Genomic DNA, 16,127 nt, shown 5'->3' on the forward strand with positions numbered 1-16,127 from the left:
GCGCACCCTGATGCAGCTGCGCCTGTGCCCGGGCCGCGGCGATCGACCAGGGCGAGTCGCCCTGTCCCCAGGCCACGGAGGCGGAGCGCTCGCGGAAGAAGGCGAGGTCGTCGTCGCTCACCACCCGGCTCAGCTGGGTGTGCACCAGCACGGTGCTGAAGCCGCTGCGCTCCGTGAGCACCACCTCGTCGGCGAGTCCGTGCACGTCGCTGCCGGCGCCGGAGGACGTCAGCAGCACGTCGTCGAGGAGCTCCGGCGCACCGCTGCCCGGATCCAGGCGCTGTCCCACCGCTCCCAGGAAGTCCTGGGCGCTCACCTGCGCTCCGCCCGCGCCGTCCGCGATCCGCCCCAGCAGCTCCGCCCGGGTGGCCGCGTGGCGGGGGTCCTGCAGACGGCCCATCGCCGCCTGCCACGGGGCCTCGCCCAGGCGCGGATCCACCCCGTGCTCCGTGAGCGAGCGCGTGAGCGTCGACAGCGCGGAGCCCGGGCCCACGGCCGTCTCCGCGAAGAGCCGCTGGGGATCCGCCGCCAGCTGCTGGTTGTGCAGCTGGGCGGAAGCCGCGGAGCTGCGCAGGAAGGCGCTCCACTGGGTGTCCGCCCAGCCCACGTCGAAGAGCTCGGAGCGCAGGGTGCGGGCGGTGGCGTCCACGGCGGCGGAGTCCACCACGTACTCGGCGTGCCCGGTGCTCAGCGGCAGGTCGTCGAACCGGCCGCCGTGCCCCGCGGCGGCGGCCGCGGGGCTGCCGAACGGCCGGTGCACGAAGGCACCGACGACGTCCGCCCAGCGGAGGTACTGCCCGTAGGCATCGCCCAGCCGGGTGAGGTCGCGCAGTGCGGCGGCGAGGTTGCGCTGGTCCACCGCCACGTCGTCCTGCCGCTTCTGCTCGCGGTGGATGAGGCGGAACAGCTCGGACTGCGTGCGCATGAAGGCCAGGAACGCCCCGGCGAGGGAGCCCAGCAGCGTGACGGCGAAGAGGATCCAGAACACCCACCAGGCGAAGGCGCCCCAGAAGGACAGGAGCGCGAAGAGCAGGGTGAGCGCGAGCCCGGCGAAGGCCGCGATCCGCATCCGCACGCCCAGCACCCTGTTCTGCTCCGCGACCTCCCTGGTCGTGTCCGCGTCCGGGCCCGAGGCCGTCGCCAGCCCCTGGGCGCGCTGGGCGACCTCGGCCTGCCTGCCGCGCAGGTGCTCCGCGATGACGAGCCCCACGCGGCTGACGAAGGAGGCGCGGCTGGCGAGCGTCCACTGCTCCATCTCGGAGAACTGGGCGGAGGCGTCCGCGAGCCGGGCCTGCGGGTCCGTGGCGAGCTGCTGGACCTGTGCGCCCACCTCGTCCGCACGCACCACGTCGGCCGGCTGCACCGAGACTTCGCCCAGCCTGCCGGCGACCGTGCCGCGCACCCGGAACGGCCGCTCAGGGTCCGGGGCCACGGCTTCCGGTGTGCGCACGATCGCCGGCTGTGCACCCTGGGAGGCGGCCGGCAGCTCCTGCTCGCGCTGGCGGGCGTCCACGAGGGTGAGCGAGGCGCTCACGAACGACCGCCACAGGGGTGAGAGGTCCTCGTGCACGGGCTGCCCGCCGTCGTCGAGGCGGGAGTGGAGCTGCTCCGCGGCGCTCACGGTCTCCTCCCAGCCCACGGGGCGGCCCTGCGAGTCCACGCCTCCCACCACCACGTTGTAGGCGGAGCCGCTGCCGCCCATGACCAGGTTCTGCACCGTGGAGGCGACCGTGGCCTTGGTCGAGTCGACCACGCTGCCCAGCCAGGCCGAGGGCGCGCCGCGGAGGGCGCTGAGGAGGAACGCGAAGAACATCCGCAGCGCCTGCCCGGCGGAGATCGCACGGGGCTTGGCGGGCATGTGCTGCTCCCGGTCCGCGCGGATGACCCAGCCGTGCTTGGTCCACAGATTCTGCACCTGCGCCTCGACGGCTCCGGACTCGTTCTCCGCATAGGTGGCGTGGATGCCGCCGCGATGGGGCAGCGGGTAGCCGTCGGCCACCGCGAGCACCCGCTCGCGCACCGCCGTCTCCACCGCGGAGCCGTCCAGCCGGCGGTGGAAGGACCGGGCGAGACGGGCCTTGAAGCCCGTGTGGGCGGGCTCGATCCCGTCGAGGGTGCCCTCCGGCAGCCGGTCCCACAGGCCGGCGAGCGCGGCGATCTGCGCGGCGAGATGGCGGCCCAGCTCCGCGGGTGCGGAGGTGTCGACGGGGCGCGTGCCCACGCGGGGCCCGCGCGAGTCCGAAGGGCTGAGCACCACGTCCGTCCAGCCACCGGAGGGCACGGTGTCCGCGAGGCCCACGGCCCCCGGGCCGGCGAAGGTGGCGCGCACCGCCGTCACCGGGGTGCCGCCGAACTCCTCGCCGACGATCCGGCGCAGCAGGTCGCCGGCCGCCGTGACGCCGGCGAACTCCTCCGCGGAGGCGGGCCGGTCCGCGAGCACGGCCGACAGCGCCACGACCCGGATCCGTCCGTACCGCTGCACACCGGAGAGCCCGCGCACGCTCACCCGCGTGCGCTGCCCGCGGGCGCAGAGGAAGCCGGGCACGCTGTCTGCTGTGACCGCCTGGGCGGGGACCCAGACGAAGTCGGACACGAGCCCGCCCGCCTGCCAGTCCCGCAGGGTCTCCCGGACCCCCACCAGTGAGGCGGGCGCCGTGACGAGTGTGAGAGTGCGCAGGTCCGTGCCGGTAGGTGACATCAGAACGCTCCGAACCCTTCTGGCAGTCCGGCGGTGAAGCCTCCGCCGCCGGAGCTCTCCGCTCTCTCCCTGGCGCCCTCGAGGACGCCCTGCAGGGTCTGCGTGACCTCCACGATGTCCGGGACGAGGTCGCAGAAGATGGGGGTGCCGGCGCCCGCCGCCCGGTTCTCCACCCGCACGCCCACGTGGCCGGGGGTGGAGGTGTCGAGCATGCTGGAGGCGAACCCGCCCACCGTGGACAGGAACGTCTGCGCGTTCTCGTAGCGCTGCTCCAGGGAGTCCGCGTCCGCCCGGGAGCCCGAGCCCGAGGGCGTCTGCCCGGTGCGCAGCCAGTCCGCGAGGTGGGTGAGCCCGGAGAGCGACCGCGTCTCCAGGCCGGAGGCCGGCTGCTCCTCGGAGCGGTCGTAGACCGCTCGCAGCACCTGGTACGGGCGCAGGGATCCCAGCACCGGGGACTGGTGGGCGTTCGCGATCGCCAGCAGGTAGGACTCCAGCACGGCCGGCAGCCAGTCGAAGGTCTCGCCCACGAACTGCGAGGGAGGCGTGAGGAGGGGATTGGGGAAGCTCAGCCACTGCGAGCTGCTCGCATCGAACACCTGCACCGGCCGCGTGAGGTTGTCCGGGGACGGGATCTGCAGCTGGCCGGTGAGCTGGGCGACGTACCAGCCGGAGATCATGGCTCGGCGCTCGGCCTCGCTCATGGGCAGGGAGGCCGGCAGCGTGCGCGCCCGCCGGTAGGTCCAGAAGTCCTGCCTCTGCCCGCTGGACGTCAGCTGCGACCAGCGGGTGGACACCGGGACGAGGACGCCGTCGAACGCGATGGGACTGAGGTTCCCGAAGGAGCCGAACACGTCCACGTGGGTGATGCCCGCGGCGGTCTGCCCCTGGGTGAGCGAGTTGTCGAAGATGTCCACCGTCTGCGACTCCACGGACTGCTGGGAGGTGAGCACCGCCCGCAGGCGGTCCACGAGGTCCGGGGCGGCCGCGAACGGTGCGGCGGAGAACTTGTACCGATAGGTCACCGAGCTGGCGTGGATGCGCGAGACCACGTCCGGGTGCACGCTGGACAGCGGCAGGCCGCGCGTGAGCGTCTCCCGGAACTTGGCCTCCAGGTCCGTCCTGCGCTGGGAGAGCTCGTGCGGTGCGGCGCCGTCCTTGCCCAGGATGTAGTCCTCGAGCGAGAGGCTGCAGTACTTGTCGAAGGCCTCGTTGCGGCGATTGACGAACTGCAGCGCCCGCAGGCGCAGATCGCGGGAGCCCACGTGCAGGGAGTAGCGGCCTGCGCTCGCAGTGAGCGGGTTGCCGGTGTGCGGATCGCGGGTGAACCGGGAGGGCCGCCAGCGCGCCAACTCCTCGATGAGCCCGCCCGGAGCACTGCTGCCCTCTGCGGCCGTCCACTGGCCGCTGATCACCTGGGCGGCGGCCATCCGGCGGGCGCTGTCCCATTCGATGCCCGCCGGTCCCTGCCCGCCGGAGCCCACGGCGTCCGGCAGGTGGTGTCGGTAGAGGTCCTGGAACTGCGCGGCGGGGGTGAGGAGGACCTCGTTGTGGGCCGTCGCGAAGCGGTCCGGGACCCGCTGGTCCTCGTCCGAGGGCCAGGCGGAGTAGACGTCCGTCTCCACGTTCGCCAGGCCCACGGTGCGGCTGGTCTCCGTCCGGGCGAGGTCGATGCCCTGGATGGACTCCTCCACCGTCCTCTGCAGCGGGGCGAGGAGGTCCTGCGGTGCCTCGGAGAGCACGGCGGCGAGCGCCTCGCTGGCCATGAGGTAGCTGTTGTTGCGCAGGCCGGCGAGCAGGCCCGTGAGGAGCCGCTGCTCCAGCTCCTCGCCCTGGACGATGGTGCCCTTCACCGCTGCCGCATAGCCCTCGACCTCGCTCGGCACACGGGAGACGTCCGTGGCCGGATAGCGGCTGAGCTCCGTGCACCGCGGGACCACACCCTGGCCGATGTGCGTCTGCAGCCGCTGGAGGAGCGCCCGCGCATAGGGCAGGCCGTACTGCGCGATCCCCGTGCTGATGACGGAGAGCAGCCGCGCCTCGAAGGCGCGTGCCCAGTCGTAGGCCCAGCGCTGGATGATCTCGTAGCCGCCCTGCTGGAGCTGGGCCTGCTTGGCACGCAGGTAGTTGCCCGCGCTGGCGATCCAGTTGGGACCCGTCTGGCCCTGGGCGCGCGGGAGCTCGGCACCCACCGCGTACCGGTCGATCATCTCGCGCAGCGCGGCGTCGAGGCTCTGCTCGCCCAGCGCGGAGACCACCCACGCCCCGGCCGCGCCGGTGTCGTAGGTCTGGTGCTCGGCGGGCAGGCCCAGCTCGTGGACGACGGTGGGCCACTGCGAGTCGACCAGCTTGGTGAGCTGCTGCTCCGCGCCGGCGGTGCTGCCCGGCTGCAGGTGGCCCTCGCTCAGCCGGTCCGCGGCGGTGCGGGCCAGGCGCTGCGAGGAGTAGTGGCGGTAGCGGTCGCGGCCCATGCTGAGGCTGCCGAAGCCGAAGGTGCCCCAGGAGAGCTTGTCCGCGGCCTCCACGCCCCATCCCAGGAAGCTGCGGTTGGGGGAGAGCCCGTCCTTGTTGGTGAGGTCGTAGGCGCGGAAGTCCGTGGACGCCTTGCCGGAGATCATGAGCGCGGCCAGGCCGCGCGCCAGCCCCCGGTAGAGGCCGCGCTGAGTGCCGTCGCCGAAAGTGGTGCGGTCCAGCCCCTGGTACTTGCTCACGGGGAACACGCGGGCGAACGACGGGCCTCCGGAACGGTCGACGTGCTGGCCCAGCGACTCGAGCAGGCGCACGTCGTGGTCCTCCGAGGCCGCCGACTGCGCCGCGACGATCTCCCCCAGCATGCCCAGCGCATTGGGGCGCACGCCCTCGAGCTGGTCCGGGAAGATGTCCGAGGTGTACATGTAGACGCACGTGTCGTTGACGGACACACCCTGCACCTGGCCGAGCAGGCGGCAGACGTCGAGGGCCATGGAGGCGCCGGCGCCGCCGGCCATCGAGGACACGACGAACACCATGGGATCGCCCTCCGGGTCGAACCCGCCGGACCCCGGCACCGCGTCCGCGACCTGCTTCATCTGCGCATTGGCCTCGGTGGTCTTGAGCTGGTTGACCGCACGCTGCAGACCGGAGAAGACGTCCTTGGCGCGGTTGAGGGTGATGACGCGCCCCACGCCGCGCATCTGCCCGGCCCCGTTGTGCAGGGGCGTCGTCACGGACTCCGGCCTGCGCGGGGCCCAGGTGACGAACTGGTCGAGGTCACCGGTCTGCTGCAGCTTCTGGCTCACGGAGTTGTCCAGGACGGAGTACGAGCCGGACGAGGGCGCGGTGCCGATGTAGGTGCCGCCCTGGTCCCGCACGTTGCCCACGCCGGGCACGTCGGTGTCCGGGACGACGGGCACGTCCACGTGGACGAACTGCCAGCCCGCGGGCAGCTCGGGGATCCCGTGCGGCATGAGCTCGGACTTCAGCTGGTCCATGATGCGGGCGAGCGTCTCTCCACCGGAGCCGCCGCATCCCACGACGAGGAACTTGTACATTCACTGGACCTTTCGATACGGAGCTGCGGGGGCGAAGCTGTGTGCGCGGTCGGGTCTGTGCGGACCGCTGCGGACCGCCCGGACGGGTGTGCGGCACTGCCGGGCGGGTGTGCCGCCCGGCCTCACACTGCCGGGCGCGGCAGGTGCAGGGCGAGGCCGCCGCCGAGGTGCCTGAGCGCGGATCATCGCGCTCACCTCCCGCCGCCGAAGGGCGACTGCGGACCGCCGGGAGTGCCGGGGAACCCTCCGCCGGGCCCCGGCTGGCCTCCGGATCCCGGCTGGCCTCCGGATCCCGGCTGGCCGCCCTGCCCCGGGCCGCTGCCGAACGGCGACGGGGCGCCGCCCGGCGCACCCGCGGCACCGCCGCCGGCGAACGGGTTGGGTCCGTTCCGAGGTCCCGCCGCAGCCGCGCCGAACGGGCTGGGCTCCCCGCCGGGGCCGCCCTGTCCGCCGGAGGAGGCCTCGGCGGCGGGAAGACGGTCGAGCAGGTCCGCCGCCTCCGTGGCGATCTCGTCCTCGAGCGCCTTGCGCGCCTGTGCGTCCGCGGAGCCGGAGAGGAGCACGAGGACCTCCGCAGCGTCCGCGGGCCCGCCTTCGGGCCGCAGGACCAGCCAGGTGTTGTGCACCGCCAGCGGCAGCCTCGCGGGCTGCCGGGAGGGCTGCTCCCGGCTCACGCTCGCGTAGCCGGGAGCGTCCACGACCGCCCAGCCGCTGCCGAAGGGCGAACCGCCCGTGCGCGTCCTCACCGTGACTCCCGCGGCATCGATGGAGCGCGAGCCGCGCGGATCGATCGGCACCGTGTTGCGGAGGTCCCCGGGACGGAACGCGAAGCGCGCGCCGTCGCGCTGCACCGTCCCGCCGCTCACCGTCACGGGTGCGCGGACCGCCACCAGCGGGCTGGCGGGGATGCGCGCGTTGCGCCACTTGAGGAGGTAGAGGAGTCCCAGCGGGATGCCGGGTCCCAGGACGAGCGCCACGATGAGGGTGAGCCAGAAGTTCACGGCGTTGAGCGGCTTGACGACGCTCGCGGTGAATTCGACGGTGATCGGGACGGCCTCCCCCTGACCGTCCGCGGACGCGGTCATGACGGTGAACGTGCCGTTGACGGCGCCGTTGCCCTGGGCGTCCGAGGCGAGCTCGACCTCGAGGTCCTCTCCGCCGGAGACGCAGTCCGCCTCCGCTGCGGCGGACGACTCGATGCTCACGCCCTCCATGCCCTGCGGAGCCGCGACCACGTCCGTGGAGCCGGGCTCCACCCATGCGCAGCCCTCGCCCTCAACAGGCAGCGCCGCGCTGAGGTCCACGGCACCCTCGACCTCGCCGAAATCCACGCTGCCGGGCACCGTGGGGTAGTTGAGCGGCGGCAGCACGTCCACCGGCAGGGCCACGCTCACGGGGCTCAGCACGGTGCCGGGCACCTCCTCGCCGTCCGCGTCCTCGGCGGGAGCGGTCGTGAGGTCGAGGCGGAGGCCGAGGCTGCCGCGACCGGTGGCCGTACGGCTGAGGTCCCAGGTCACAGGATTCGCCAGTTCGCTCAGCTCGGTGGTCCGGGCGAGCTCCGTCTGCCGGCCCGAGGCATCGGTGAAGACCGCGGTGAACTCGCCCGTGCCGGCGATCACCGCCGGGTCCACGGGGTCCCCGTCGCGGTCGACGACGGAGAACACGGTGTCGTCGAGGGTGTCGCCGCGGTGGAGCTCGGTCGAATCCGCCTCGGGCCAGGTGGGGCGGATGCCCGGCGTGATGTGGACGTTCGACCTGGTGGTGGCGTCCGTGCTCCCGCCCTCGTCCGCGACGAAGGCCAGCCGCCAGACTCCCACCCACGGCCCGTCGTCCCCGGCGCTGCCCACCTGGGTGCCGTCGATCCGCAGGCTCAGGCTGCGGGCGGTCTCCCAGGTGTAGGTGACGGGCGAGCCGCCGGCGTCCGCCTGCGCGTCCTGCGCGTCGTCGGCCAGCGGAACCTCCGTGCCGTCCGGTGCCACGAGCACCGCGCTGAGGTCGTCCGCGGAGGCGGTGGCGAAGACGTCCACGTCCGGAGTGGTGGAGTCGAGGACGAAGGTGTGCGCCTGATCCGTGCACATGCGCTCGGTGCAGACCCCATGCTCGCTGCTGACGGGATCGGAGCCGAGCCCGGAGATCGCGTCGAAGGCGAAGAGCAGGCTGTCGATGTCGCTCGCGAGGTGGAACTCACCGGGCACGGGGTCCGTGAGCTCGCCGCAGGTCTGACCGCCGGAGTCCTCGCCCTCCGCGATGGAGCGCATGAGGTCGAACTCCGCGCCGTCCGCGCTGCCCAGGCCCACGCCGAACATGGCGACCCGTGAGCTGCGGAGCTGGTCCGCCAGGCCGCCGGGCCGGCAGATGTCCTCTTCCGCCGCTCGTGCGGCCTCGGCCGTCCCGGCGTCCGTGCGCAGGTCCGCGTCCGGGGCGAATGCCTTGGAGTCGCCGTGCGAGCGGGCGGTGGCGGCGGTGCGCTGCTGGAAGTCGAGTTCGCCGTCGGAGAGCCAGACGAGGGCCTGGCAGCTCTGGGTGTCCGAGGACCGGTCGCGGCTGCGCTCCGCCAGCGCCTTGCGGGCCTCGTCCAGCGCGGTCCAGTAGTCCGTGTCGATGCCGGAGGTGCGGTCCGCGAGGCCGGTCACGGCACTGCGCAGCGCCTCGACGTCCGCATCCCCGTCGATCGAGGTCCAGTCCTGCACCCGGGAGTACTCGTGGCCGAACGCGCTCACCGCGACGGAGACGGAGTTCTCCCCGGCGTTGTGCGCCATCCGGTTGACGAGGTGGAGGGCGGAGGTGACGCGGGCGTTGTCCGGGTCCGTGTCCTGCAGGCTGCCGGACTCGTCGACGAGCAGCAGCACGTCCGCCTCTCCTCCCGCCGCCACGCAGGAGGAGAACTGCTGCGGGAGCGGCGGAGCACTCGCGCCCTCCGTCGAGGCGATCTCGTCCTCATCCGTGCCGGAGCCCTCGTCCGTACCGGAGCCCTCACCGCTGGAGGGCGCGGGAGCCGCCATGACCGCGGGCGGCTCCGTGGCAGGCTGATGCGCCGGGCCCCCTGCTTCCGCGGGGGAGGATACGGCTGTGGACACGGCGGCCGGGGTGGTGTCTGCGTCCACGGCGGAGGCGGGTCCGGCTGCCAGCGGCGCCGCCGTGAGGCCCAGGGCGAGGAATGCTGCGGCGACGGCGCGCAGTCCGGCCCTTCGCGCCGCGCTCACAGGCGCCCCACCCAGAACGCGGTGAGCAGCGCCGTCGCCAGCACGGCGAGGACGGTGACGGCGACGGCCGCCCAGTAGAGCGGGACGGCGGCCGGATGCGTGGCGTAGAGGGAGTCCGTGCGGCGGCGCACGTCCTCGGAGCCGTAGCGGCCCAGCAGCAGGATCGCCACCGGACCCGCGAACAGCCAGCCCACGGGGCTCGTGGGCCCCCAGGGCAGGAGCGCCACGCCCACGCCGACGACCGCCGCGACGAGTGCAGCCCAGAGCACCGCGAGCGGTGGACCGGAGACGGTCAGCTCCTTCCGCGGCACCTCGGCTCCGAAGGCGGCGGGCGCCTGAGCCTGCGGTGCCCCGGTGCCGAACGGGTCGCCGGGCGCTCCCTGCGCAGTCCCCCCTGCGGAGCCCCTCGCGACGGAGGAGCCGCCGGGAGCGCCAGTGCCCGCGGCCGGCTGTCCCTGAAGGTCCGCTCCCGGTGCGCCGAAGGGAGAGCTCCGGGGTCCCGGCTGGGCAGCGTCCCCGAACGGGCTCCCTCCGTGCTGCTGCCCGCCGTGTGCGCCCGGGTGGGCTCCGAAGGGCGAGGCCGAGGGTCCAGGCGCTCCGCGTCCCGGGCCCTGTCCGCGGTCGAAAGGTTGGGACATCAGCGCACACCTCCGGAGGAACGGTCTTCCGCACATGAGCATACGAGAAGCGGACCGGCGAGCCGGCCGACTCGCTGTGGCGAAGCTGCACCAGGGACTGCGCGCGTGCACGGGCCCGCACCGGGGCATCGGCCGGGCATCAGTACCCGCCTCCCGTGGAGAAGACGGTGACGGAGAGCAGGAGACCCAGGACGAGCGCGAGGGCGTCCACCACGCGTCCGCCGACGAAGGAGCCCGTGCCCTGCTGGGCGATCTTGGTCCGCGCGTAGGACCCCTGCCAGCCGGTGGCGGAGTACACCACCACCATCTCCCGGAGCATCCGGCCCAGACGCCAGAGCACGAACGCAGCGATCGGGACTCCCACGAACCCCAGCGGCCAGAACTCCGCTCCCTCGCCGCGCGCCGCGGTCCCGGCGAAGCCGCGCAGACAGCCTCCCACCACGAGGTACATGGCGCCGAGCGGAAGCAGCGCCTTGACGCCTGCGGCGATCCCGTCGTGCTCGCGGGCTTCGAAGACGAGGGCGGCCCCGGCTGCCGCGGCCGCGCCGAACACCACCCAGCCCAGCACCACGAAGGCGTAGAGGCCCGCGGGGATCCAGAGGAACACGACCGGCGCGGCGAAGGAGATGACGTAGAGCGTGACGAACAGGGTGCGGGTGATGGACACGAGCCGCCCGGGCGCACCGCCGGCGAAGCCCGCGGCCGGGGCGAAGCCCGCAGTCATGCGCTGCGGCGGGTCCGCGACCGGGCCGGGGACCTGCATCGACGGCCCCGAGGCGGGTGCCGCGGGGCCGGAGCCGAACGTCCCCGCCTCCTGCGGGCCGGAGCCGTGGGCGACCCCGCCGTGCGCGGCGGCATCACCCCGGTCCTGGGCGTCCGCAGCGCGCGCATCGGCGATCCGGACGCCCGTGTTGTGCGGCGTCGCGTCGTGCGGGCGGGTGTTGTGCGGCGCGGTGTTGTACTGCCCCGAGGCGGGCTCCTCCGCGCCCGGCCCGGTGGCCGAGTGCGCCGCGGACACCGTGGGCGGCGGTGGGGGCGCGGTGCCCGCCGGCCCGGTGGGAGGAAGGGAGCCGGGTGCGACCGCCTCGGGTGCGGCGACCGTGTCCCCGGAGCGTCCGGGCGCCCCGCGCCGCATGCCGGGCCCGAAGACCGCGGGGCCCGTCCCGCGGGACGGGCGCGCTCGCGGCGGCTGCGGCACTTCCGCGTCCTCCGACGCCTCCGGTCCTTCAGCGGCCACTGGTGCACTCGCCCTTCTCGACTGCCCGTCCTCGCCGGACGGCTGACTTCGTCGTGAGCGTAGCAAAGATGTGAGACACAGCACGGCGCGGTCCGTCGCACACCCACCGGCACGACTGCTCCACACCGGGCGAACCGGCAACCGCGGCCTCGGCCCGCTCAGCGACGCGGCCGGGAGGAGGACGCCCGGTCCCTGTCCGCCAGCTGCTGCAGCATCGCGTTGTACGCGCTCAGCTCCGCGTCGCCGGTGCGCGCCTCCGAACGGTCCCGGCGCCTGGCCTCGCGGGTGGAGGAGGTGAACCACTCCGCCGCGAGCAGGATGGCGACGGACAGGGTGGGCAGCTCGCCGATCCCCCAGGCGATCTCCCCGCCGGTCACCTGGTCCTCGAGGGCGGAGAAGCCCCAGCCGTGGCCCATGTTCCCGTACCACTCACCGGCGATGAGCGCCTCCCCGGACATGATCGAGATGCCGAAGAAGGCGTGGAAGGCCATCGTCACGAGGAGGACGAGCAGGCGCACGGGGTACGGGAACCGGTTCACGCCCGGGTCGATGCCGATGATCGACTGCACGAACATGTACCCGGCCAGCAGGAAGTGCACGATCATGATCTCGTGCCCTGCGTGGGTCTCCAGCGCGTAGATCATGATGCCCGAGTGGTAGAAGACCACGAGCGAACCCGCGAAGTTCACCGCCGCCACGATGGGGTGCGCCCAGAAGCGGGCGTACCGGGAGTGGACGAGCACCAGCACCCATTCGCGCAGGCCCCGGGAACCGTCCTGCCGGGGCCGCAGGGCGCGCATGAGCAGCGTGACGGGTGCGCCCATCACCATGGGCACCGGGGCGACCATCACGAGTGCCATGTGCTGGATCATGTGCCCGGAGAAGAGGACGTGGCCGTAGACGGACACGCCGCCGCTCGTGATGTAGAAGAGCACGGCCATGCCCGCGACCCAGCAGATCGTGCGGGCCGTGGACCAGCTGTCGCCCCGGACGCGCAGCCGCCGGACGGCGAGGAGGTAGAGGACGGTCGCGCCCACCGTGATGACCACCCAGATGGGGTCCACCCGCCACTCCGTGAAGTAGTTCCCCCAGTCCGGGGGCGGCGGCAGCGGCTCGCCGGTGAGGAGCTCCGCCGCGGTGGGCTCCGCGGGCGGCTCGTCCGGGACCGGAGGAGCGGTGCGGGAGAGGACCACCCCGAGACCGCTCACCGCGCCGAACACGGCGGCCTCCACGAGCACCAGCCGCCAGAACAGGGCGGAGGCCCCGCGCCCGGCAGCGGGTCCGGAAGAGACACCGCTGCCGGCGAGGCCGCCGATGACGGACCTCCGGTGCATCCACCCGATCAGCCCCAGCAGCAGGGTGAGCGCGAGCTTGGCCAGCAGCACCCGGCCGTAGGGCGTGCCCCACCAGTCGCTCAGGCTGCGCACGCGCAGGCTGCCGTTGGTGAAGCCCGAGTACATGACGAGCAGGAACGCGATGAGAGCCAGCGTGGAATAGCGGCTCACGAGTGTGCCCAGGTCAGGGCGGCGGGTGAGGCCCGGTGCCAGCAGTGCCAGGGAGAGGAGGCCGCCGGCCCAGAGCACCACGCCCACCAGATGGACCGCGAGGCTGCCCACGGCCTGGGTGTGGCCGGAGGCCTCGGCGGAGTGGCCCAGCAGCGCGAGCAGGCCGATGGGCACCAGTGAGGCCGCGAGCGCGACAGCGACGCCGGCGAAGGAGCGGAAGGCGAACACACAGAGGTTCGCGACGGCCGCGAGCGCGGTGATCCCCAGCCACAGACGACCCAGATCGATCGCCGTGATGAAGGACCAGAGCTGCGCGGAGAAGTCCCCCGCATAGGCCTGCGCACCGGCGGTGTCCACGTAGGTGAAGACGAGGACCGCCACGCTGGACACCGTGAGCACGGAGGAGGCGACCTGGCCGATCGTGAGCAGGCGCAGCCAGTCCGGGTCGACATCGCCCCGGCGTCCCTGCGTGCGCGGGAGCACTCCGACGGCCAGCACCAGCGCACCGATCGTCAGCGTGAGCGCGGTGTTGAAGAGGAACTTGGCGGTGGGCAGACCCCACCTGCCCAGCGGGCCGGAGTCGCCCACGACGGTGGGCGCGGCGGCGCCGGTGAGGACGAGAGCCAGTGAGCCGAGGACCACCCCGGCCAGCAGATAGAGCGGAAGCGCGGAGGACTGCGTGAGCCGGGCGGTGCGTGCGGGGCCGTCGGGGCGCGCCGCCTCACCGCCGGTGCGAGGGCCGGCGTTGCCGCCGGTGCGGGAACCCTCCGTCACAGGCGGCGGTCGTTGAGAGCCGGGAAGCCGCTGCGGCGTGCGCGGATCGACTCGAGGTCGAGTTCGGCGGTGAGGATCGTCTCCGCGGCTCCCGCCTGTGCGAGGACATCGCCGGAGGCGTCGATGATCGCCGAACGGCCGCCCATCTGGGTCCGGGCGTGATAGCCGGCGGTGTTCACCGCGACCACGGCGCAGAAGTCCTCCGCCGCACGCGCGCGGGCCAGCAGGCTCCAGTGGTCCACGCGGGGCGCCGGCCACGCGGCGGGGACCACGAAGATCTCCGCTCCGGCGTCGAGCAGACCGCGGAAGAGCTCGGGGAAGCGCAGGTCGTAGCAGGTGGCGAGGCCCAGGCGGACGGTGCGGCCGTCCGCCTCGATGTCCGCAGTGACGAGCTCCTCACCGGGAGCGAGGAGCTTGGGCTCGCCGCTGCCGAACCCGAATCGGTGGATCTTGCGGTAGCGGGCGCACACCTCGCCGTCCGGGCCGATGAGGACGGAGGTGTTCCAGAGGCCGCGTTCGGAGTCCGGCAGCTCCGGCAGGCGCGTGACGTCGTGGTCCACCGCGGCGAGGCGGGTCAGCGCCTCCGGGGTCGCCTCGATGATCGAGCCCATGTGGAGGAAGCTCCCGGCGGCGCGCGCAGCGTCCTGCATGGCGCGGACGGTGGGCCCTTCGAGCGTCTCCGCGCGGGCACCCCAGTTCCTGTATCCGAAGCCGCTGGGCTGCCAGAGCTCCGGCAGGACGATGAGGTCGCTGCGGTCCTGAGTGGCGACGAGGGCGGCCGCGCGGTCGACGCGCTCCGCAGGGGACTCCGCGTCCCCGTATCCGAGCTGGATGGCTGAGATGCGCATGCACCCCAGGATACGTGCCGTGTCCGGGCATGCGAAAAGCCCGAGCAGGACCTGCGCCGTGCCCCTCCACGTGGTCTGCGGCATCCGGGCATGCGAAAGGCGCCTGTACCCGCCTCCGGGTACAGGCGCCTCACTCAGCGCGAAGGATTCACTTCGAGGGCGAGCCTGCGGCCGCCTTCAGCTTGGAACCTGCCGAGAGCTTCACCGAGTAGCCGGCGGGGATCTCGATCTCAGCACCGGTCTGCGGGTTGCGGCCCTTGCGAGCGGCGCGCTCGGTGCGCTCCACGGAGAGCCAGCCGGGGACGGTCAGCTTCTCACCGGAGGCGACGGCCTCGGAGAAGGACTCGAAGACGCCGTCGAGGACGTCGGAGACCTGCTTCTGCGTGAGACCGGACTTCTCTGCGACCTCTGCGACAAGCTCGCTGCGGTTCTTTGCCATGGATGGGTCCTCCTTCAGGACGGTGTACGGCGGTCGATGCCAGTGGGGAGAATTCCGACTGGTGCTGAAACTACCAGACCCTCCCCCGCACCTCAGGGGTGCGGGGCCGGAATCCTCAGGAGATCACCAGCTGGACTTGGTGATGCCGGGCAGCTCGCCGTTGTGCGCCATCTGGCGGAAGCGCACGCGGGAGAGACCGAACTTGCGGAGGTACCCGCGCGGACGACCGTCGACCTGGTCGCGGTTGCGCAGGCGGACCGGCGAGGCGTTGCGGGGGAGCTTCTGGAGCGCCAGACGCGCCTCCTCACGCTGCTCGTCCGTGCTGTCCGGGTGGACGAGCTGACGCTTGAGCTCGACACGACGCTCCGCGAAGCGCTCGACGAGTGCCTGACGCTGCTTCTCGCGTGCGATCTTTGACTTCTTGGCCATGTGCGCTCAGCGCTCCTCTCGGAAATCGACGTGCTTGCGGATCTTCGGGTCGTACTTCTTCAGCACGATGCGATCCGGGTTGTTGCGGCGGTTCTTGCGGGTCACGTAGGTGTACCCGGTGCCGGCAGTCGACTTGAGCTTGATGATCGGGCGGATGTCCTGTGCCTTGGCCATCAGAGCTTCACTCCCTTGGCGATGAGTTCTGTCACGACTGCGTCGATGCCGCGTGCGTCGATGACCTTGATGCCCTTGGCGGACAGCGTGAGGGTCACGTTGCGACGGAGCGAAGGAACGTAGTAGCGCTTCTTCTGGATGTTGGGGTCGAAACGGCGCTTGGTGCGACGGTTCGAGTGGGACACATTGTGTCCGAAGCCGGGAGTGGTCCCGGTCACCTGGCAGACGGCTGCCATAGCTTCCTCCAGTTCAACAGTTGGTGGTGCTGAGGCCCTCAGCACCGCGTGGACCGCGCACGGTCCCCGCGGCTCGCGAACCTCCACACCGCAGACATCAGCACAGCTGTCACCGGGTGCGGCTCCTGCGTGATGCAGACGCTCACGCCTGCGGAGCCGGCGATCGGTGATGTGGATGCACCCCGGTGCGGGTGTGCGGACGCACTCCGCCGGGCGACGGGTGCGCGATGTCTCACCAGCGCTGAAGACGAAGCCTGTGAGAGAGGGGCCAGTCATAGATGCAGCGCTCAATGAGCACGTGCAGCGCGTCCGGCGATCGGCTCCGCTCCTCCTGCTGCGTGGATTCCACGCGGACCGGCGGTCCGGAGCCGTGTCGTCAGTGCGCACTGCGATCACAACAGTCCACGATTCTATTGCGC

11 protein-coding genes are annotated in these 16,127 nt (G+C 72.6%); all 11 read right to left on the reverse strand.

Features of this window, described 5'->3' with window-relative positions; all coding sequences use genetic code 11:
* Positions 1–2,698: hypothetical protein (locus tag Q0A33_RS00830; protein ID WP_291791728.1), on the reverse strand; the 2,698-nt coding region annotated here is incomplete at its 3' end.
* Entirely contained in the window at positions 2,698–6,225 is a 3,528-nt protein-coding gene (locus Q0A33_RS00835; protein WP_291791731.1) for a tubulin-like doman-containing protein, read from the reverse strand. The genes Q0A33_RS00835 and Q0A33_RS00830, both read right to left, overlap by 1 nt.
* A gap of 191 nt (positions 6,226–6,416) precedes the next feature.
* Positions 6,417–9,428 (reverse strand): vWA domain-containing protein, encoded by a 3,012-nt coding sequence (locus Q0A33_RS00840; protein WP_291791733.1) that lies wholly within the window; start codon positions 9,426–9,428, stop codon positions 6,417–6,419.
* Positions 9,425–10,066 (reverse strand): hypothetical protein, encoded by a 642-nt coding sequence (locus Q0A33_RS00845; protein ID WP_291791736.1) that lies wholly within the window; start codon positions 10,064–10,066, stop codon positions 9,425–9,427. Before Q0A33_RS00845 ends, Q0A33_RS00840 begins: the two co-directional genes overlap by 4 nt.
* Positions 10,067–10,205: 139 nt before the next feature.
* On the reverse strand, positions 10,206–11,264 hold the full coding sequence (locus Q0A33_RS00850) for a hypothetical protein (RefSeq protein ID WP_291791742.1): 1,059 nt from the start codon (positions 11,262–11,264) through the stop codon (positions 10,206–10,208).
* A gap of 197 nt (positions 11,265–11,461) precedes the next feature.
* Positions 11,462–13,582 carry a cytochrome c oxidase assembly protein gene (locus Q0A33_RS00855; RefSeq protein ID WP_291791745.1) on the reverse strand — a complete coding sequence of 707 codons (2,121 nt, stop codon included), beginning with the start codon at positions 13,580–13,582 and terminating at the stop codon, positions 11,462–11,464.
* On the reverse strand, positions 13,579–14,430 hold the full coding sequence (locus Q0A33_RS00860) for a nitrilase-related carbon-nitrogen hydrolase (protein ID WP_291791748.1): 852 nt from the start codon (positions 14,428–14,430) through the stop codon (positions 13,579–13,581). The genes Q0A33_RS00855 and Q0A33_RS00860 overlap by 4 nt, the downstream gene beginning before the upstream one ends.
* Before the next feature lie 148 nt (positions 14,431–14,578).
* A complete protein-coding gene (locus tag Q0A33_RS00865) occupies positions 14,579–14,869 on the reverse strand; it encodes an HU family DNA-binding protein (RefSeq protein ID WP_291791751.1) in 291 nt (96 codons plus the stop codon).
* Positions 14,870–14,992: 123 nt separating this feature from the next.
* On the reverse strand, positions 14,993–15,298 hold the full coding sequence (rpsN, locus tag Q0A33_RS00870) for a 30S ribosomal protein S14 (protein ID WP_291791754.1): 306 nt from the start codon (positions 15,296–15,298) through the stop codon (positions 14,993–14,995).
* A gap of 6 nt (positions 15,299–15,304) precedes the next feature.
* Positions 15,305–15,475 (reverse strand): 50S ribosomal protein L33, encoded by a 171-nt coding sequence (gene rpmG / locus Q0A33_RS00875; protein WP_344337691.1) that lies wholly within the window; start codon positions 15,473–15,475, stop codon positions 15,305–15,307.
* On the reverse strand, positions 15,472–15,708 hold the full coding sequence (gene rpmB, locus Q0A33_RS00880) for a 50S ribosomal protein L28 (RefSeq protein WP_291791760.1): 237 nt from the start codon (positions 15,706–15,708) through the stop codon (positions 15,472–15,474). The genes rpmG and rpmB overlap by 4 nt, the downstream gene beginning before the upstream one ends.
* Positions 15,709–16,127 lie beyond the last annotated feature (419 nt).

Origin of the sequence: Brevibacterium sp. (genome assembly GCF_022712115.1) — a bacterium.
Taxonomy (GTDB): Bacteria; Actinomycetota; Actinomycetes; order Actinomycetales; family Brevibacteriaceae; genus Brevibacterium; species Brevibacterium salitolerans.